Origin of the sequence: Nocardia spongicola, from assembly GCF_047200775.1 — a bacterium.
Lineage (GTDB): Bacteria > Actinomycetota > Actinomycetes > Mycobacteriales > Mycobacteriaceae > Nocardia.
Genome location: NZ_JBJZOO010000001.1, coordinates 15,617 through 33,630, shown reverse-complemented (window position 1 = coordinate 33,630; position 18,014 = coordinate 15,617). Strand labels below are relative to the sequence as shown.

The following is an 18,014-nucleotide window of genomic DNA, read 5'->3' as shown; positions in this document are numbered from 1 at the left end:
CCTGCGATTCCGCACTGCCTTGGCGCAGGCCCAGTAGCTGACCTCGGCCTCGTCGATCGAGAACCCGCGATCAGCGGACACGCTCGACCACAGGGTCTCACCGACAACGCGGTCACCATCGGCAATCACCCCACATACCGGCATACCACGTAGTGGTCATCGCCGACCCGCGACTCGTCACGTGCCGTGGAGCCGGACAGCTGAATGCGCTGGACCGAGCCGACGGCAGTGCGCGCATTCGATGAGCCGTACACAGTGTGGTGGGGCAGCTCGGACAGCCCGGATCGCACGGCACGGATGATCGAACCTGTGCCTGTGGGCGGGTCGTCGCACACTGTGCTCAGCGCCGTGCCCCGAGGACCGGGCACGCGCGACGAAACTCCCCGCAGCGTCTGCTGGAACTCCGAGGCTGTTGCCACGCAAGGAAGTCTCGTCCGTTTCCTGGAATGAGACAAGAGTCTGTTTTACCGATACGCGGCCACGCCGCGGACCGCGACTCCTACGAACGCGCCGTGGCAGAGAGCTCGACCTGGTACGCCACTCCCCTATACGCCAGGCACAGCGTGCGCAACAACTCGCCCGGCCAGTGCTCGTCGAGCAACTCGGCGGGCATGAGCGGATCGGTGAGCAGATGGCGAACGATCGCGGCGGTGACCGTGACACGGTCGATAGGAGTGTCCGCGCTATTCATCTTCTCGATCAGGGCCGTACCGGTCTTCGCCCACTCGTCGAGGCCGAACAGCCGTGCGGCGAGCGTTTTCGGATCCTCGTCGGGAACCGCCGACAGGGTTTCGATGCGTGGCGTCGCCGCGGCAGGCCTGACGAATTCGAGATTATCCGGACGAATCCACACCCCTTCCCGGAGTTCGGCGAAGCGCTGCCCCAGCATCGTCGCCCGGAAATCGGCGCGCGCTCGAGCGCTGTCACCGGAACTGACCACCACCACGGTGCGCCACCGCTGGTTCCACGGTACAGCGGCCGTGGTGCTCAGTATCCGGTCCTGCCGCTGCTGCCGGGTGAACAGCCGATCCGCGAGCCGGTAGGTGCCGTTGGTGCGGTGCAGATCACCAGCGGTCACCATCCGACTCAACGCCACCCGCGCGGCCGCTGGTTGCACACCGAATTTCTCGGCCAGAGCGATGATCTCGGCCACCGGCAGCTCGGGTGGATGCGCACCGAGCATGAGACTGAGAATCACCGACCTGGCCGACAGCCTGCGCAATTCGGGCACACCGGCATCCTCCGTGGACGCGGCGTCGGCTTTCATCCTCCGGTTACCGTCACTGCCCACCACCCGAGCATATCGGCGCTCGACCGGCCCGTACCGCTCAGGACAGTTTCACCGCGGCACGGTCGATGATCGGGTCGAGATCCAATCCGGCGGGCAATGTGCCGTAGGCATTGCCCCAGCGACCATCGAGCCGGGTCGCGCAGAACACCTCCGCGACCGCCGGATGCCCGTGTCGCAGCAGTAACGCCGCTTGCAGCGCTACCGTGATGTGCTCGGCAATAGTGCGGGCCCGGTGCTGAATCGTCTCCGGATCGCCCAGACTCGCCTGCAGCGTGCCGACGTAACTGTCGAACCGGGTATCCATCCCCTTGGCGAGTTCGAGTTCGCCGAACAGCACCGGCACAGTTTCGGGCTTTGTCACCATCGCACGCAAGGTATCCAGGGCCGCGACATTGCCGGATCCCTCCCAGATCCCACCCAGCGGCGCCTCGCGATACAGCCTGGCCATCCCGAAGTCCTCGACGAACCCATTACCGCCAAGGCATTCCATCGCCTCGGCGGCATGCTTCGGCGCACCCTTGCACAGCCAGTACTTGGTCGCCGCGAGCCCGATCCGGCGTAACAAGGCTTCGGTTTCGTCACCGCGTATCGCACGGTCGGTCGCGCCTGCCATCCGCATCGCCACCATGGTCGAGGCTTCGGTTTCCACCGCCAGGTCCGCGACCACATTGCGCATCAGCGGCTGATCGATCAGGTACTCACCGAAGGCCTTGCGATGCGTGATGTGATGCATCGCCGCCGCGACACCCCACCGCATGCCCATCGCGCTGCCGAGCGAGCAGTCGAGCCGGGTCAGATTGACCATCTCGATGATGGTGCGTACCCCACGCCCTTCCTCGCCGACCCGCCACGCCAGCGCACCGTCGTATTCGAGTTCCGATGAGGCATTGGAGCGGTTGCCGAGTTTGTTCTTCAACCGCTGCAGGTGCATCCGATTGCGGGTTCCGTCGGGTAGCACCTTCGGCAACAGGAAACATGTCAGTCCACCCGGCGCCTGGGCCAGCACCAGGAACAAGTCACCCATCGGGGCTGAAGTGAACCATTTGTGCCCGGTGAGCAGATAGCTGCCATCGGCGGTCGGCGTCGCGACTGTCGTATTCGCGCGGACATCGGAGCCGCCCTGCTTCTCCGTCATCGACATCCCCGCCGTCAATCCCTGCTTGGACAACGGTGGCGCGACCGTTGGGTCATAGACCCGGTTGGTCAACAGCGGCTCGTACACCTTCGCCAGCTCAGGCTGGAGGCGCAACGCGGGCACGATCGCATAGGTCCCCGAAATGGGGCACAGATGTCCCGGATCGGTCTGGGACACCACCATCTTCGCCGCCCGCGCCACATGCGCGCCTACCCGGTCGTCCGCCCATGGCGCTCCGTGCAGACCGTGCTCGACCGAAATGCTCATCAACCGGTGGTAGTCCGGGCTGTACTCCACCTCATCGATCCGGTGACCGTATCTGTCGTGCGTATGCAGGATCGGCTCGTAGCGCTCGGCCCGTACCGCGTACTCCTGCACCTCAGATGATCCTGCCAGCGCACCCAGCGCCCTGACCTCCGGTTCCGCCCAACCGCCGCCCTCCCGGTGCAGTGCCTCCAGCAGCACCGGGCTCTCCGCGGGGTTGAAACCCACGAACGGCGGGACTTGATTCGTGACTACATGTGTACTCGGCACGGCGACGGCCTCTCCTACAACTGACTGCGACGGTGCATCTCCTTAAGATATTACATAATCTGAACAGTCGTAGGAAGAATGTAATAATCTTCATTGTGAACCGTGTCCGTGACCGCGGTATGAGCTGAGACATTCGGCCATATGCGCTGCTTCCTGGCCGATCGGTCAGACTGGCCAGCGATCCCGGCTGAACCCTCCTGGGTTTGATGCCCACACCCTTCCCAAGAAGAAAGGTGCGCATCAAACCCGGGAGGGTTCACGCAAAGTCGAGCTCGGCGGCTGCGCCCGCCCTTATGACACCGGCTGCCAACATGAGCACGCCTGCTTCTCTGAACTGAGCCGTTGATCTTGTAATCGGTCGCGGGTCGATTGCAGGGCAAAGGGTTTACTTGCTGATCATTCGACCAGCGCTGACGGAACATGCTGCCCGAGTGGACAACTGACAGGCGAGATGATCTCCTAGCATCCTGGTTGGTTGGTCGGCAGGATGGGTCGCATGCCTGTCATTCCCGAGAGTTCTGCCGGGGCCGCCGATGCGGCCGTGGAAAACGACTACAACACCTTCGCCGAGGCTTATACGGCCGAAACCGAAACCAACCTCATCAACGGCTATTACGCCCGGCCCGCCATTGTGGACCTGGCCGGAGATGTGACTGGCAGGAAGGTCCTCGACGCCGGTTGCGGCTCCGGCCCTATCTTCGCGGCGCTGCGCGACCGAGGTGCCATCGTGACGGGCTTCGACTCCAGTGCGAAGATGGTGGAGTTGGCCCGGCAGCGACTCGGCATCGATGCGGCCCTGCACGTCGCCGATATCGGAAGTCCGCTTCCGTTTCCTGATGGCGCGTTCGACGATGTCGTCGCTTCCCTGGTGCTGCACTACCTGGAGAACTGGACCGAACCACTGGCCGAGTTGCGGCGCGTGCTGACGCCCGGTGGCCGGCTGATCATGTCCGTCAATCACCCGTTCGTCTTCAAGTGGCTCTATCGCGACGCCGACTATTTCGCGACCGTCAAGTACTCCGAGGAATACACCTTCAACGGTCAGGAGGCCGTGCTCACCTACTGGCATCGGCCGCTGCACGCGATGACCGACGCCTTCACTGCGGCCGGTTTTCGCACAGCCGTCATCAGCGAACCGCCCCCGGCGCCGGGCGCCCGCGAACTCTTCCCTGACGCCCTGGCGAAGTCCTCCTCCGGGGCGTTCCTGAGCTTCTTGTTCTTCGTTCTGGAGGCCGTTTAGCTGAGTCTTGCTGGCTTTCCCCGAACGGATTGACCCGGATCGGTCCTTGCGGTTGAAGGGTCCGGGAGTGTTCTCACTTAATTCTCATGGGGCAGAGCTTCTTCCGGAGATGGAGCCGAACGTGGGCATCCCGAGCCCCGTCGCTTCCGCGGTGCGCCGGAGGGTGGAATCGATCTGGGCGAGTTTGTCTTTGACGCCGCTGTAGCTGATTTGGAGTCCTTCGACTTCGCCGAGCCAGCCTTCGCGTTTGGCTTCGACGATGCGGGCTTCGAGGTTGTCGTGGATCTCTTCGAGCCGGGCCCGCTGGGCGGGATCCGGCCTGAGGAGCGAGCACCTCACGCAAGCGTGTTCATGGACGCAGGGCGTCGCGAACACCCGCGCGCAGGTTCCGACCGACACCTTGCGTTTCTCGAAGTTCCTCTGCACCAAGGCAAGAGGACATGCCGGACGATCGGTTCAGATCCTCAAGGAGTTGGCCGTCTCGTCGATGCACCTCGCGACGAAGCCTGCGGGTCGCCACGTCAGAAGGTATCTCCCCCTGGCTAGGGCTGGTGGTGAAGCTTGCGAGCCGGTTCGGCAAGGTTGATCTGGGCCGTGTGTGCACAGAAGGTGTCCTGGAGACAGTCGGCACAGGGCGCACGATACAGTCCTCCGGCCCCTTCTGATTGACGGAGTATCCATGCCTAAATCGCCAGATGACGTCCTGGCTCAGCTCGTTGCCGACTGCCGGAGATCCGGGTGGGCATCCTCGACGATGCCGTTCCCCTACTTCCAGAGTTTCGCACGTGCGAGCGGCTGGGAGCCGGTAGCTACCAGACGCGGCGACCCGGCGATCTCCCGACTCAGACCGACCACTAGGGGCGAAGCCAACTCGCGGTCGATCAGCGCCACAACCGGTTTGGACGAACAGGCGCTCCATGTTGATGGCGCACACCTTCATGCAGTTCCGGACATCGTGGTGATGCACTCGACCACACCGAACTCCACTCCAACGCGGATCTGGAGGCCGCAGTTTGAGGTTGTGCATTCCCATGCCGTGAAACACGGCGTGTTCTTCGTGGGAAGTGGACGGCAGACGTTCTTGGCGACGGCTGTGGATGACTGCGGATTGCGATTTGATCCCCACTGCATGGCTCCAGCGGACAAAAGGGCGCGGGACGCTTGGATGCTGCTCACAACCTATCGCGATGTCCACGAACACCGTTGGGATATCCCGGACACACTGCTCCTCGTCCATAACCGCGCTGTTCTGCATGGCCGAGCGAAAGCAGCCGAGAACGATGATCGTGAGCTCACCAGAATCGCTTACAAGACAGGGTTTCTGAGATGACAATGCCATATGGTTACGAGCAATTTTTTGTCAAGGCAAAGCTGTTCATGAATCGGGCAATGGACCCGTCCGATGATCGGACTGAGGACGAAAAGCAGCTGTGGGCTGCCCTTGCACTCGAATTGCTGGCGAAAGCAGCATTGTGCAAGGTCTCGCCCACCCTTGTGGCTGAGCCGACTGAGGACGGAACACACGTCCTGAAAGCTGCTGGTCTGATCGAGGGCGAAACCCATTTCACAACCGCACGTGCATCAACGATCTTTAAACGGTGCGAGCGCGTCTTCCGGCCTTTCAGCGCAGAGGAAGCGTCCAAGATTTCAAACGGTCGAAACGAGTATCTCCACGGTGCAGCATTGGGTATCACTAAGATTCCAGCACATGCTTGGTGGCCGCAGTTTTGGGCTCAAACCGACATTCTTCTTGCTGCGCAAGGCAGCGATGTTTCCATGCTCGTCGGAGGAGATCGAACCGACGAAGTCGAGGCACACCTCGCACAGAACCGGCAGAATGTTCAGAATCAGGTGATGGCGCGAATCTCTGCTGCCAAGCAGTCTTTGATCCGTTTTCGCGATGGCCGGATGAGCGGACCCGAGCAAGCCAAGTGGGAGACGGCATCGCAATGGACACCCGTGATGACCTACCGAACTATCACTGATTGTCCCGCATGCGGAAATGATGGATGGTTGGAGGGCGAAGAAATCGTCGAGCGGCGTGTTACCGAATACGGTGACGATGAGCGGGATCACTTCGTCGGAACGATTGCAGAAATCGATATAGCTCCTGACTATTTCAGTTGCCCGACGTGCCATCTTGTTCTTGAGAGATCTGATCTCATTGCTGCCACCGACCTGACCGATGACACGTTCACAGTCGAGGTCGATCCGGAAGACTTGGACGATTGGCCGGAGGAGGCAGAGTACGGCAACGACTGATGTTCTCGCCGCATGCCGGTCACCTTGGTGTAATGACCGGCATGCCGAGCCCGACCGGCGCGATGCGCGCCAGCCGTTTGGTCTCGTCCCGTTTCTGCCGAAGGTAGGTGAGGGTGAGGTCGATTCCCTCGACCTCACCGAGCCATGCTTCGCGCTCGGCGCGAGCGCGGCGGGCCAACAGATCCTCCTCGATCTCATCAAGCCGGGGCAGAATTTTCGGATTTATAGCGAGCATGGGACATTTCAGACACGAATGCTCGTGCTGGCAATCGGAACCATATGGTCGCCTGCAACCACCCAGTTCGACCTTTCGCCGGTCGAAGTGTTCCTCAAATTCGGACCACTCGCTGTCGGTGACGGGTTTATACTCTTCCGCCGAGCGTGCCTGTCGTCGGCGGTCGAGGAATTCCTGGTAGTGACGCACGACATCCTCGTTGAATACGGCGACATATCCGCGAGTTGTCTGCAAATTCAAGTGCCCGAGTAGTGCCGCGCCGATATGGATGGGCAGGCCGTTGTTCACCAAATCCGTGGCCAGCAGCCTGCGGAAATCGTGCGGTGTAAAGCTGAGGGCCTGGAAGCCGGGGTGTTGTTCGGCCAGCTCGGCGCAGCGACGGCGGAGCATGACCAGCACCGTCGCAGGCGCGATCACGCGGGGGACTGCGCCGGTGTGACGTTGGAACAGGAATGGCATGGGGTCGCTCATCCGGCACTCGTGATTGTCGTAACGCTGGATCAGTGGGATGGTTCGACCGTGCTGGGTGTGCCGCCGGATGATTGCCGCGATGACCGCGAAGAGTTCTGCCGACATCGAGATGACGCGCTCACGATCGGTCTTGGATGGTGCGATCACCAACAAGGCGATGACCTCGCCGTTGGGGCGCTGGTACTGCCTGATGCTCAGGTGGGTCAGTTCCAGCAATTCCTCGATGCGAATACCCGCGTGACGAAGGACTTCCACTGCGGCGAATTCCCAGAAAGCGAGGTCCTCGGCTGTGGTGACGTTGATGTCTTTTTCCGTGGCCACGTCGCGGACCCGGGTGTTGGCTTGTCCGCCCTGCCGGGCGCGCCGGTCGTCGGCGGGAGTCCAGATACGTTGGTATGTCTGGCCGTTGACCGTGACCGTCTCACCGTTGGTCAGGGGCGAGGCGGCCTGTAGCAGTGCCTGCAGGTGGTGGTAGCGGTCCTCGAGGTGGGCCACGAGTACGGGCAGGAGCGGTTGGCGCTGGCGCACCCGGTCGTCCATCCGCTCCTTGCGACGCCGTTGACGGACGGTGACCCCGCGCAGCCCTCCGTCCGGGACCGGGCACGGGGCCACCCACTGCGCCCATTTCTCGGGTTCCTCGACCGCCCAGCTGTGCAGGTCGGTGTAGAAGGAACGCACTGAGCGCAGGATGTGCTCGAATTCCTCGCGCGGCTTGCGGCCGTCCTGGTGGGTGCCCAGAGCCTCGCGCCACCGATGGTAGAGATCGGTGCCGATCCGCAGGTCCGGCTGTCCGGGGGCGAGAGCTTCGATCTTGGCCCAGAACAGGCCGGCCAGTGAGCGGGACAGGAGTAGTCCATCTCGGGCTCCCGGCGGCGCAGATAGTCCAGCAGCAGTTGCCGCACGCCTTGGTGGCGGATGTTGTAGCGGTCGACCAGTTCCTGGACCGTACGGCGCCCGCTGAGCACGGCCGCCCTCAGCGTCGCCGGGGTACCGGGTGGGAAATGGCCCATGTCGTGCAGCACCTGCCAGGCCAGCTGCCCGGGGAACTGACCGCGGCCCGTCTCCCCGCGGCCCTTGAAGGCCAGGCCGTGGTCGCGGGATTCCCACACGTAGTGCAGGAACGCTTCGGGGGTCAGCTCGACCAGTGCGATGCCCTGCGTCGTCAGCGCCGCCGTGGTGTCGAATAGCGCCGAGCCGTGGTGCAGTGGATGCACCGCGGTGCTCTGGACGCAATTCCAGAACTCCTCCAGCAGCGGGTCGCGCTGGGCGGTGAGGAACCGCTCCCCGTAGCGCAGGAACCTGGTCGAGCGCAACGCCTCCAACGACGGCCGGATTACCCGGAGGCTGAACAGGCAGGCCGTGCCCACGCAGATCTCGTCGCGCTCAGCCTGCTTGCCCCTGACCGCGGTAGCTGGACGTCCTCGCTCGTTCAGACCGCTGGCCTCCCAGCGCTGTTGCCAGTCAGATCCGGGGAAATCTGCCAGGTGTTCCAGCATGAATCGGGCGCCACGGGCGCGCCGCCGGACGGCATCGGGGCCGCCCGGCCAGACGTCCCGAACGACCTGCTGGATCTGCTCGGTGCCAGCGGCGGTTAGGTCGCCGCGCGGCATCGGAGATGCGGTCGGCTGCGCGGGCTCGCCGCGTAGTCCGGCGAAGCGCGTGGGCGGGACCGAGGAGTTCTTGGCCAGTTGGGTCGTGCCAGGCTCAGCCACCGAACACCGCCTCGATGTCGGCCGGGTCATAACCGGCAGGGTAGGACCGCTGCGACCTTGGCTTGGTGTAGTGCTCGTGGAGCTTGTCGTGCATGTCCTCGATCCGGACGGCGAGGTAATGTCCTGTGGTATCCAGGTGGGCATGCCGCATGATGGTCTGGACCTCGGCCAGAGTCAGCCGCTCGTCCCCCGCCATCCTCGTGGCAGCGGTGTGCCTTGCGTCGTGCAATGTGTGGTTGGTGCCCAGCTTGTCATTGGCCCGCTGCAATACCCGCCGCATCGCCCAATAGGTCAGCGGACGGGGATCGCCGCGTCGCGTCCGCCACACAGGTTTCCCTGGGGCCGGCAGACCGTCGGTGGCAAGATAACGGCCCAGATAGCGGAAGGCGTCCGGCGATGCCGGCACCGGCTGGCGCAGCCTGCTGCCCTTGGACACGACGTAGAACAGCTGACCAGCCCAGTCGATGTCCTCCAACGTCACACCCAGCAACTCACTGGCCCGCGCGCCCGAGCTGACGTAGGACTCCAGCAGTGCCCGATCACGGTCGCAGCCCATCGCAGCGAACAACTCGTCCCACAATGTGTCGGGGATCGCCCTCGGGACTGACTGGGGCACTCGCTGCCGTAACCGAGCCCGGCGCACGACCGAGACCGGTTCCAACGGGCTGCGGTGGGCCAGCACCTGTCGGCGTTGTGCGGAGATCGGCACCGGATTGACCACCGGACCCGCTCCGAACCGGTGATGGAACGCGTAAAAGCTATGCGCCACAGTCAAAGCGTGATTGATCGTCGTTGGCGCGTAGCCAGCCCGAAGAGACGGCTTGCCCGTCTTGAGGTTCACCGACCCCGCCGGTGGTGAGTTCGGGCGGTTACGTTGCCGCTGCGGATTGCGGGCTGCCCGCAGCCACGCCACCAGGGTCGCGACGTCCGCTTCGGTCGCCCGGTCCCAGTCAGTCCCCAGGAACCACAACAGCCGGTGCCACCGCAACAGGTCAAACGCATAGCTACGGCACGTCAACGGACTCGCGTCGCCGAGCATGAGATCCCGCAAGTACGCAACGACCGGCTCCAGGTGCCCACCGTCGCCATCCACGACCACGAACGGCAGGTCGGACGTTCCGCCCTTGACCACTGCACCTACCGCCGGGACCTACCGCCGGGACCTACCGCCGGGACCGATCGCCGCCCCTCGGCCAGTTCCCGTCGTATGTCCTCGACCAAGCCACGTCCCTCCATCGGACCAGGCATTCAGCCCGGTCATTGATCTTGACGTGGTGCAGTCAACAGGGTGGGCGAGGAACGCATCCCATTCGGTGTCGGTGGGCGTGCGATATTCCTCGCTGGGCCGGGTGGCTCGGCGGCGGGCGATGAAGGCTCGATGGGCCTCGATCGTCTCGGCCGGGTAAACCGCCTTGTAGCCCATGGTGGTGTCGATGGTCTTGTGGCCGCAGATGATCTGCGCGATATGCGGTGGCAGGCCGTTCATAATCGCGTCGGTGACGAAAATCCTCCGGAAGTCGTGGGCCTGGAACAGCAACGGATCGCCGTTGACGTCGGTGAGCGCGGTGGCGGCGAGCGCGTTGATCAGCAGCTTGCGGATCGCGCAGGCCGTGAACGCGCGTCGCTCGTTGCCGATGCCACGCTGAAACAACACCGGCATCGGCGGGTTCCAGATCTTTTCCCTGATGTCGTAGGAGACGACCAAGGGGATGGATCCGTCCGGGCCGCGGAGTCGCTGAACAATGGCGCTGAGAACGTCGGCCAGCTCGGGACTGACCAGCATCATGCGTTCGGAGTCGGTCTTGGACGGGGCGATCTGCAGCAGCGGCACCAGTTCACCGGTACCGGGCAACCGGTATTCGGTGATGCTGTGGTGAGACAGTTCGAGCAGTTCCTCGCAGCGGATGCCGGTCAAACGCAGAACCTCGATGGTGGCGAACGCCCAGAACGCCGCTTCCTCCTCGTAGGACAGGTTGCGGCGTTTGCCGGTGGCGACGTCTTCGGCCCAGACGATTCGTCCAATCGATTTGGGGACAACAGCTTTGCGCAGTGTGCCGTTGGTGCCGTCGATGACGGCCCCTGGTTCGGCGATATAGGCAGCCTTCAACAGACGAGCGGCGGACAGGCGGCGGTCATTGGCTGTGCGCACAAGGACCGGCAGGACAGGCAGTCGTTCGCGGGTGCGTTGGTCCATGCGGGCCTTGCGGTGCTTGCGCTCTTTGGCCTTCTGCACTTCAGCATCGGTGATCGGGCAGGGCGCGACCCACGGTCCCCAGCGGGCAGGATCTTCGACGGCCCAATGCGCGATATCAAGGTAGAACACGCGGACCCGGAGCAGTTCGTCCTTGAAGTTCAGGCGCGGTGTCGGCACCTTGATCCGTTCGCCGTTCGCGTTGATTCTGGTGCGTTCGACGGTGGCAAGTTCGTGCTTCCAGATTCGCACGACCTCCGATGGGAGCCTTAGTGTGTCGATGCCCGGAGCGAGGGCCTCGATGCGAGCCCAGAACAACCCGGCAAGTGTTCTCGACGCGGCGTCGAGGCTGGTGAAGTCCAGCGAGGGCTGCCGTTCTCGGAGGTAGTCGATCAGCAGATCCCGGACGGGTTCGGACTGGATGCGATATCGGTCGACGAGTTGCTCGATCGTCAGCCGCCCGCCGGCCAAGCCGAAGGCGCGGATGCTGTGCGGAGCGTTCTCCGGGAAGATTCCGAGGGCACGGAGCCGAAGGTAGAAGTCGACTTTCTTCTGGCCGCCGCGGGTATGGACCTGGCGCATGGCTTCCACGAGTTCCACGCAGTCTCCGACCGCGATGTCGGCGATGCCGCCGCCCTTGCAGGCCAGGATGGTCGCGATGCGGGTCGCTGAAACCTTCGCGTCGGCCGCCGAGCTGGCTGGTTCGGCGGTTGCTAACTCGGCAAGCCGAGCGAACCCGTTTTGGTCCCTGTCCTGTGCCATCACGGTCGCCAGATACCGGTGGGTGCGGGTGAGCATCCACGGCAGGCCGGGGCGCAACACGTCGCCGCAGATCAACATCAGCAGCCCAGACTGAAAGTCGATCGAGTCGCAAGACCTGGTTCTGTCGCGATTCTCCGTCAGCCAGGCTACTGGCATATTCACCCACTCCGGTCCCGGATACCTCTCAGCTCCGCTGGCCAGCCAGCGGTCCTGCCAGGTTTCGCCGGGGAATGTCGACAGCCAGCGCAGCATCTTGGCGACCCCGCGCCGTCACCCGGCTCGGGTTCCGTTGACTGCGGACGCGAACGGCGGGGCGGTCAACCGTTGCTGCACCTGCTCGGATGACGCCGCGGTGTGCGGCCACCACGCCTCGGCGGACCGCGGTGGAAATTCGCTGCGCAGCTGACCATTCCGCAAGCGTTGCTCCCCAGCGACCGAGGCGACCTGGGGCAGCGGTTTGCGGGTGCTGTGCTTGACGACCAAGGTCACAACGTCCTCCCGAACAGCACGCTCAATGCCTGCGGGTCGTAGCCGGGTGCCAGTGGTGGAGGTATCGGCTTGTCGCGCTGGTCGGCGGTGCGGGCGTGATGAGCCAAGACTCCGGCGATCACCTCGTCCTTGTCGGGGGTCAGGTAGATCTCCGTGGTGGACAGGTGCGCATGTCCCATGACGAGCTGCACGTCGCTCAGCGTCAGTTGCGGGTCACGGGCCATTCTCGTGGCAGCGCTGTGGCGCAAGTCGTGCAACGTCCAGTCCGCTCCGAGACTAGCGTTAGCGCGCTCGAACATCCGATGCGCCGCATGATAATTCAACGGTCGACGAGGTCGTCGCAGCGTCCACCACACCGGCTGGAGACGACCCGGAGGGATCTGACCGTGCAGTTCCTCCTGATACAACCGCAGCCAGACAAACGCATCCGCCGAGGCCGGAACCTGCTGGATAGCGCGAGTTCCCTTGCGCACCACAGTGATCAGTTGCTGACCGGGGTCGATGTCGCACTGTCGAACTCCCAGCAGCTCCGAGGCGCGCACCCCGGTCGAAATCCAGAATGCCACCAGCGCCCGATCGCGATTCGACCCCAGCGCCGCGAACAACTCGTTGAACCGCTGATCAGGAATCGCGCGGGGAATCCGGTACGGCACCTTCGGCCGATACCGCCCCACCCGCTCACGCGCCCACCCATCCATCGGATTTCGATGCGCGTGGGCTCGCCGTGACCGTCGAGCAGGATCGAGCGGGAACGGATTGAGTATCGGACCAGTCCCAGCATCCCGGTGAAAGTCGTAGAAGCCCCGCAGCACCGTCTCCGAGTGCGCCACGGTCGCAGGCGCATATCCCTTCCCGAGTGCGGGCTTACCCGTGATCGGATTCGGCGGTCCCACAACACCATTCGCCCACCCGGTGCCGCTGGAGCTGGTCAGCGGACTGCGTTTCTTCACCGTCAGCTGAATCCAGCAGCTGAAGTCGCGCACGTCTGCTCGGCTTGCCCGATCCCAACCGACCTCGACCGCCTGCATAAACCGCCACCAGCGCAGCAAGTCCATGCCGTATGAGCGCAGCGTTGCCGGAGATCGTCCCGCTGCCAACAGTTCGCGTAGAAACACCGCTACTGGCTCTACCAACTCGCCAGCGGCATCAAGCAACTGGTAGGGCTCCGTGCCCTCTCCGGTCGACACCAACCGCCCGCCGCGGGGCACCAGCAGAGTGGTGAGGTCGCGGACGTTCTCCTCCGATTCGATCACGCGGGCAAGCTACCGACACCGCGCGAAGCTAAGGTGCCTCGACGTGCCACATCCCCGAGTTAGTTCAGTCAATGGTGCATACGATGCCCGATGCTCAACATCAATCCGAAGATGCTGCCGCGGCTGTCCGAGATCGAAGCCGACCTGGTTGCGCGGCGAGCACGCGCCACCGAGGAATCCTGGCTCGGCGAGATCGAAGGGGTCGACCTGACACTGTCGTTCTTGCGGCAAAAGCGCTCGTAGACAGAGCGATTGGCACGGCTGGCACCAGCCGGACCGGTGCTGATCACGCTGGCTCCACCGCCCAGAGCTGGCTAGAGGACCGCCGTGCGGGACAGGCACAGGTGTGTCCCGCACGGGGTGTCGGGTCATTGCAGCGGCGGAAGCCAGGAGACCGCGTTATCGGCAAAGCTCTGCTTGACCGGCACCATATCGGCGTGATCGTCCAAAGGCGACCAGGCCGGCCTCGTCGCCTTTGGACGCCATGCTCGATCCGCAGACCGGGCAAAACCCTCGGCAGATTTGCGGAAACGTCTCGAACCAGGTCGGTTCCCCACCTGGTCCCGTCCACTCAAATCCTTCTTCGGGGAAGAACACCCATGACATCACCGACGCACCTGAAAGCCGCCGGCAATGCTCGCAAGAGCACAGATGCGGGAAATCGGGGTCACCGGTCGCAGAAAACCGGATATTTCCACAGAGACAGCCGCCGTTCACTTGACTCCTCGGTTGTTGGGCACCATCCGCGAATCAGTAGAGCTTCTCGTCCATCCGATGTCGCCACCGAACAGACACAGGCCCACTCTGCCACGCGGCCGACAACGAGTCCGCCTACATGGCGAAGTCTGCCAGCAGTCGTGCGGCTGCCCGAGATGATCTCGACCCGTTGATGTTCCGTCGCGCCACGCTGGCCGGTTCGGTCAGCGCGGTCAGCGGCATGAGCGTGTGTTCGGACTGGCAGTTCAGAACGGCCGGGTAATCAGCGTGAGCGGATCGCATCCGAGAGGATGGCCAGTTAAGAACTGGAATTGCCTCCCCAGCTCGCCGCGGTCGCGGGCTGATTGGGTTCGGTGAGACGGCGTGGATCGCTGCCGTCAGGATTCATCACCCAAATCTCCGATCCCGTCACCACCTTCGCCGAATTTTGGGTCGAGCGGGTGACGAGCAGGTGGGTGCCGTCAGGGGAGAACGCCGGAAGCGTGGTGGAGTGGTAGGGGTCGGGTGAGGGAAGTGCTGTGCCCTCGCCGGTGAGGGGGCGGATATTGCGGCCGTCGGCATCCATCAGATAGGTCTCGATCCGGTCATGGCCGCCTCGTCCGCTGGCGAAGACGATCCCGGATCCATCCGGGGTGAAGACCGGGGCAATCGCATCCTCGAGCAGTATCCGCAGGTCTGTGCCGTCGGCGTTCATCAGCCAGAGGGTGCTGTTCAGAGTGAATGCGATCCGTGAGCCGTCCGGCGAGAATGTCGGGAATTGGGGGTAGTTCAGGCGCTCGCCCCCCATGCTCTGCGTCAACGTCTTCAGATTGGTTCCGTCGGCATCCACTACGCAGATTCGGCGGTGGCAGGCGAAGACTATGCGGGTGCCGTCGGCGGCGAACTCTGGATACGCTCCGCGGTCGACGAGTTGTACCGGGTTGCTCCCGTCGGGGTTCATGACGAGGAGCCCGGACCAGGACTGGCGGATGACGATCTTCGAGCCATCCGGAGCGAAATCCGGTTCGTATCCGGCGGCGATCCGTTTCACGGCGGTGCCGTCGGAATTCATCACATACACCGACGGCCCCGAGGGCCCTCCATTGTCGGTGAACGCGATCTTCGATGGATACATCGACGATCCGGGATTCGTGACCGGTGCCGGGGCCGGCACTTCCCCGCTCTTCGCTTCACAGCCAGTCAGCAGGCCCACCAGCATCACGATGGTGGTTACGGCCTGCGAGGTCCGTTTTCTTCGATCAAGCATGTCACTCAATGTATTTCACGCTCGAGATTCGCACGTTGCGCATCGACGAGGCGATCAGCGAACCGAAAACCACCGCGCCGAGATCGAGACGATTCGGCGGGACTTCGCCGAGGATATTCTTCGTTCGAAAGGTGTTCTGGCACAGGGGAAGGGGAGGGCGCAGGTACGCGTAGGATCACGACGTTTGCGTTGGTGGCGGTGGGGGTGATCACCACGATAGGGACGGGTGCGGCTGGGGCCGAGGGCACGAATGAGCTAGCGACCGCCGACTGTGTCAGCCAGCGCACCGAACAGCTGATCTCCGGCGCCGAACCGGGCGGCACGACCAGTGGGTCGGACGCGATCTTCGCGTTCGAGTACGCGTACTACGTCCAACGCTCGGGCACCGCGGCGCGGGCCTTGGTCGCGGACGACTCGCCCGATATCGCGTCCAGTGAGATGATTCAACGAGGCATCGACGAACAGCTGCCGGTCGGTAGCCGATACTGCGTGTGGATCACCCCGGATGGCCGACCCGACACATGGGACGTTGAGGTGACCCAGGAGCACCCGAACGGGCAACGGATGCTCTACCGGCAGGATATCGCCACTCGCAGCATCGCCGGAGGCACGCTCATCACCGGATTGACCTCCGAATAACACACAGTCCGAGGAAGAGGTTCGGTGGCTCCCATGCCCCCGGGATAACCCGAGCCGTCCACGTCGGCGGTGAGGTGTGCCCCAGGTCCATGTACCGCGATACGGAGCTCTCGGGTCCTCGACAAGCCCTCACTAGATTCGCTACAGCGGGTGTGTCCGGCGCGGCTGAGCGATCACCGCATCGGCCTGGTTACTCCTCCGCGACTATCCGGCCTACGCACAGCCCGCACCACCGTGGGTTTCACTGTCGGCTAGCCTTTCTCTGTCGAAGATCGTTTTCTATGAACCCCCGGGGGAAGCCGTGCTTGTCCGTGCCCGTATCGCTATTGTCCTCGCCGTACCAGCCGTGCTGGTCGCGTGTAGCTCTGCCGACGATCCGGTGACGACTCCCGGCTCTGCCGTATCCAGTGTGGCGGAAACGGCCGCTGCAGCAGCTACACCCGTCACCGCTGCGGTAACGGCAGCGAAGGAGGAGTCAGCGACTGCCTCGGCTGACACGGAAGAGCTGCCGAAAACACGGCGAGAAATGTGTCTGACAGTGCGCGACAAGGTCTTCCCGCCTCTCCTGGAAATACAAACCATGGTGGCACCCGACGCAGCACCACCGGGACTCGACGAGATCGCCGATGAGTACCTCGCAATGCTCACATCTGACGAGAAGTGGCAGGAGCTGCCGGAAGACCAGCGAGCAGAACTGGAGGCCGGCGTCCGTGACGCCGGCCGCGGCGTATGCCTGTAATTACCTCCATCCGCCCGCCGCAGCCCGCGTGTGATCACGCCGCAAAGGAGTGAACTCCTACGTCGCGGTCGTGGGTAACCACTGTGAACACCATCGCCAAGGGTTCACCTGTGCCGCGGCGGTGGGTGTCTGCCAGTCTGATCCAAGGGCCACTTCGCGCGTCCGAGGCGGATAGTGGTCGCGGCACAGGAAGGAGCGACGGTGACTGTCTTGGACCAGGATCGGATCGAGTCCTTGCTCCACACAAAGGTCGACGACGTGCGCGGGATCGGAGCCCGACACTCGTGGCAGCTATACCGTGTCCGGCTTGCTGACGGCCGGAATGTGTTCGCCAAAACCGCCGACAATGCGGTCGGAGCCCTGACCGCCGAAGCCGCCGGGCTGCGCTGGCTGGCCGAACCGGACGCAGCCCTTCCCATCGCATCGGTCCTGGCGGCCGACCCGACCACCGTGCTACTCCCGTGGCTCGACAACGAGGGGCCGACACCTCACGCCGCCGAACGGTTCGGCCGGGAGCTGGCGATGCTGCATTCTCACCGAGTCGAGCACTACGGCGCCACATGGACCGGGTACATCGCCGACCTGCCGATGGACAATACGACCACCACCGCAGAATGGTCGCAGTGGTACACCGAGCGGAGACTGCTGCCGTATCTGCGACTGGCAACCGCGCTGGAGCCGCAGGACCTCCGATCGGTAGACAAAGCGATCGACCGAATCGATACCTTGGCAGGCCCCTCCGAGCCACCCAGCCGTGTGCACGGCGATCTCTGGGCAGGCAACATCATCTGGAGCAACGGCCGCGGCATCCTGGTCGATCCCGCCGCCCACGGTGGACATCGCGAGACCGACCTGGCCATGCTGTCGTTGTTCGGCGCCCCCTACCTCGACCGAATCCTCGCCTCGTACCAGGAGGTTTCGCCCCTCGCCGACGGTTGGGAACAACGGATACCCCTGCACCAGCTCTATCCACTGCTGGTACATGTCGTACTGTTCGGTGCCGGATACCGCAGGCAGGTCGCCGACACGGCCGCCATGCTGCTTTCCGCCTGAGTGATCGATTCCGTTAGTTCGTTCCGTTGCCGACGAGGTAGCTCG

General features: G+C 63.7%; 20 protein-coding genes. 9 read left to right on the top strand and 11 right to left on the bottom strand.

The features are described from left to right. Window positions 1-125: 125 nt before the first annotated feature. The 3 genes from ACL02S_RS00170 to ACL02S_RS00160 form a co-directional block, all read right to left on the bottom strand. A complete protein-coding gene (locus ACL02S_RS00170; RefSeq protein WP_412800159.1) occupies window positions 126-419 on the bottom strand; it encodes a hypothetical protein in 294 nt (97 codons plus the stop codon). Between the two features lie 80 nt (window positions 420-499). Continuing rightward, window positions 500-1,291 (bottom strand): PaaX family transcriptional regulator C-terminal domain-containing protein, encoded by a 792-nt coding sequence (locus tag ACL02S_RS00165; protein WP_412800158.1) that lies wholly within the window; start codon window positions 1,289-1,291, stop codon window positions 500-502. Window positions 1,292-1,328: 37 nt separating this feature from the next. After that, window positions 1,329-2,960, bottom strand: a complete 1,632-nt coding sequence (locus ACL02S_RS00160; protein WP_412800157.1) for an acyl-CoA dehydrogenase family protein — start codon at window positions 2,958-2,960, stop codon at window positions 1,329-1,331. Window positions 2,961-3,435: 475 nt separating this feature from the next. On the opposite strand from ACL02S_RS00160, the gene ACL02S_RS00155 reads away from it, so the two are divergent. Then, on the top strand, window positions 3,436-4,200 hold the full coding sequence (locus ACL02S_RS00155) for a class I SAM-dependent methyltransferase (protein WP_412800156.1): 765 nt from the start codon (window positions 3,436-3,438) through the stop codon (window positions 4,198-4,200). An 84-nt stretch (window positions 4,201-4,284) separates the two neighbouring features. Here the strand turns inward: ACL02S_RS00155 and ACL02S_RS00150 are convergent, their stop codons facing one another. Next, a complete protein-coding gene (locus ACL02S_RS00150; protein WP_412800155.1) occupies window positions 4,285-4,626 on the bottom strand; it encodes a hypothetical protein in 342 nt (113 codons plus the stop codon). Window positions 4,627-5,526: 900 nt separating this feature from the next. Here ACL02S_RS00150 and ACL02S_RS00145 point away from each other — a divergent pair. Continuing rightward, window positions 5,527-6,462: a hypothetical protein gene (locus tag ACL02S_RS00145; RefSeq protein ID WP_412800154.1), complete on the top strand. Its 936-nt coding sequence runs from the start codon at window positions 5,527-5,529 to the stop codon at window positions 6,460-6,462. Window positions 6,463-6,481: 19 nt separating this feature from the next. On the opposite strand, the gene ACL02S_RS00140 is transcribed toward ACL02S_RS00145, so the two are convergent. After that, entirely contained in the window at window positions 6,482-7,846 is a 1,365-nt protein-coding gene (locus ACL02S_RS00140) for a tyrosine-type recombinase/integrase (protein ID WP_412800153.1), read from the bottom strand. Window positions 7,847-7,858: 12 nt separating this feature from the next. Here ACL02S_RS00140 and ACL02S_RS00135 point away from each other — a divergent pair, with 12 nt between their 5' ends. From ACL02S_RS00135 to ACL02S_RS00125, 3 genes are read left to right on the top strand one after another with little or no spacing between them, the layout of a single operon-like run. Continuing rightward, window positions 7,859-8,005, top strand: a complete 147-nt coding sequence (locus ACL02S_RS00135) for a hypothetical protein (RefSeq protein ID WP_412800152.1) — start codon at window positions 7,859-7,861, stop codon at window positions 8,003-8,005. After that, window positions 8,002-8,355, top strand: coding sequence for a hypothetical protein (locus tag ACL02S_RS00130; protein WP_412800151.1), 354 nt, complete (start codon window positions 8,002-8,004; stop codon window positions 8,353-8,355). The genes ACL02S_RS00135 and ACL02S_RS00130 overlap by 4 nt, the downstream gene beginning before the upstream one ends. A 21-nt stretch (window positions 8,356-8,376) precedes the next feature. Continuing rightward, the gene (locus tag ACL02S_RS00125) at window positions 8,377-8,763 is read left to right on the top strand and encodes a hypothetical protein (protein ID WP_412800150.1); all 387 of its coding nucleotides are present in this window, start codon (window positions 8,377-8,379) and stop codon (window positions 8,761-8,763) included. 109 nt (window positions 8,764-8,872) lie between these two features. Here the strand turns inward: ACL02S_RS00125 and ACL02S_RS00120 are convergent, their stop codons facing one another. The 4 genes from ACL02S_RS00120 to ACL02S_RS00105 are packed head-to-tail and all read right to left on the bottom strand — an operon-like array spanning window position 8,873 to window position 13,575. Continuing rightward, entirely contained in the window at window positions 8,873-10,012 is a 1,140-nt protein-coding gene (locus ACL02S_RS00120) for a tyrosine-type recombinase/integrase (RefSeq protein WP_412800149.1), read from the bottom strand. 18 nt (window positions 10,013-10,030) lie between these two features. Then, window positions 10,031-12,085: a tyrosine-type recombinase/integrase gene (locus ACL02S_RS00115; RefSeq protein WP_412800148.1), complete on the bottom strand. Its 2,055-nt coding sequence runs from the start codon at window positions 12,083-12,085 to the stop codon at window positions 10,031-10,033. An 18-nt stretch (window positions 12,086-12,103) separates the two neighbouring features. Then, on the bottom strand, window positions 12,104-12,322 hold the full coding sequence (locus ACL02S_RS00110; protein WP_412800147.1) for a hypothetical protein: 219 nt from the start codon (window positions 12,320-12,322) through the stop codon (window positions 12,104-12,106). Further along, window positions 12,319-13,575 (bottom strand): tyrosine-type recombinase/integrase, encoded by a 1,257-nt coding sequence (locus ACL02S_RS00105; RefSeq protein ID WP_412800146.1) that lies wholly within the window; start codon window positions 13,573-13,575, stop codon window positions 12,319-12,321. Before ACL02S_RS00105 ends, ACL02S_RS00110 begins: the two co-directional genes overlap by 4 nt. A gap of 90 nt (window positions 13,576-13,665) precedes the next feature. Here ACL02S_RS00105 and ACL02S_RS00100 point away from each other — a divergent pair, with 90 nt between their 5' ends. Further along, complete coding sequence (locus ACL02S_RS00100; protein ID WP_412800145.1) at window positions 13,666-13,818, top strand: hypothetical protein; 153 nt, start codon at window positions 13,666-13,668, stop codon at window positions 13,816-13,818. Between the two features lie 156 nt (window positions 13,819-13,974). Here the strand turns inward: ACL02S_RS00100 and ACL02S_RS00095 are convergent, their stop codons facing one another. After that, window positions 13,975-14,292 carry a GFA family protein gene (locus ACL02S_RS00095; protein WP_412800144.1) on the bottom strand — a complete coding sequence of 106 codons (318 nt, stop codon included), beginning with the start codon at window positions 14,290-14,292 and terminating at the stop codon, window positions 13,975-13,977. Window positions 14,293-14,590: 298 nt separating this feature from the next. Then, window positions 14,591-15,538 (bottom strand): TolB family protein, encoded by a 948-nt coding sequence (locus tag ACL02S_RS00090; protein ID WP_412800143.1) that lies wholly within the window; start codon window positions 15,536-15,538, stop codon window positions 14,591-14,593. A gap of 192 nt (window positions 15,539-15,730) precedes the next feature. Here ACL02S_RS00090 and ACL02S_RS00085 point away from each other — a divergent pair, with 192 nt between their 5' ends. The 3 genes from ACL02S_RS00085 (at window position 15,731) to ACL02S_RS00075 (ending at window position 17,969) form a co-directional block, all read left to right on the top strand. Next, the gene (locus tag ACL02S_RS00085; protein WP_412800142.1) at window positions 15,731-16,177 is read left to right on the top strand and encodes a DUF8176 domain-containing protein; all 447 of its coding nucleotides are present in this window, start codon (window positions 15,731-15,733) and stop codon (window positions 16,175-16,177) included. Window positions 16,178-16,715: 538 nt separating this feature from the next. Further along, a complete protein-coding gene (locus tag ACL02S_RS00080) occupies window positions 16,716-16,916 on the top strand; it encodes a hypothetical protein (protein WP_412800141.1) in 201 nt (66 codons plus the stop codon). 201 nt (window positions 16,917-17,117) lie between these two features. After that, window positions 17,118-17,969, top strand: coding sequence for a fructosamine kinase family protein (locus tag ACL02S_RS00075; protein ID WP_412800140.1), 852 nt, complete (start codon window positions 17,118-17,120; stop codon window positions 17,967-17,969). Window positions 17,970-18,014 lie beyond the last annotated feature (45 nt).

Bases quoted from the DNA above. Each gene is read 5' to 3' on its own strand.
- ACL02S_RS00115 (WP_412800148.1), bottom strand. From the start codon at position 12,085: ATGCTGCGCTGGCTGTCGACATTCCCCGGCGAAACCTGGCAGGACCGC.
- ACL02S_RS00090 (WP_412800143.1), bottom strand. From the start codon at position 15,538: ATGCTTGATCGAAGAAAACGGACCTCGCAGGCCGTAACCACCATCGTG.
- ACL02S_RS00145 (WP_412800154.1), top strand. From the start codon at position 5,527: ATGACAATGCCATATGGTTACGAGCAATTTTTTGTCAAGGCAAAGCTG.
- ACL02S_RS00100 (WP_412800145.1), top strand. From the start codon at position 13,666: ATGCTCAACATCAATCCGAAGATGCTGCCGCGGCTGTCCGAGATCGAA.
- ACL02S_RS00125 (WP_412800150.1), top strand. From the start codon at position 8,377: ATGCACCGCGGTGCTCTGGACGCAATTCCAGAACTCCTCCAGCAGCGG.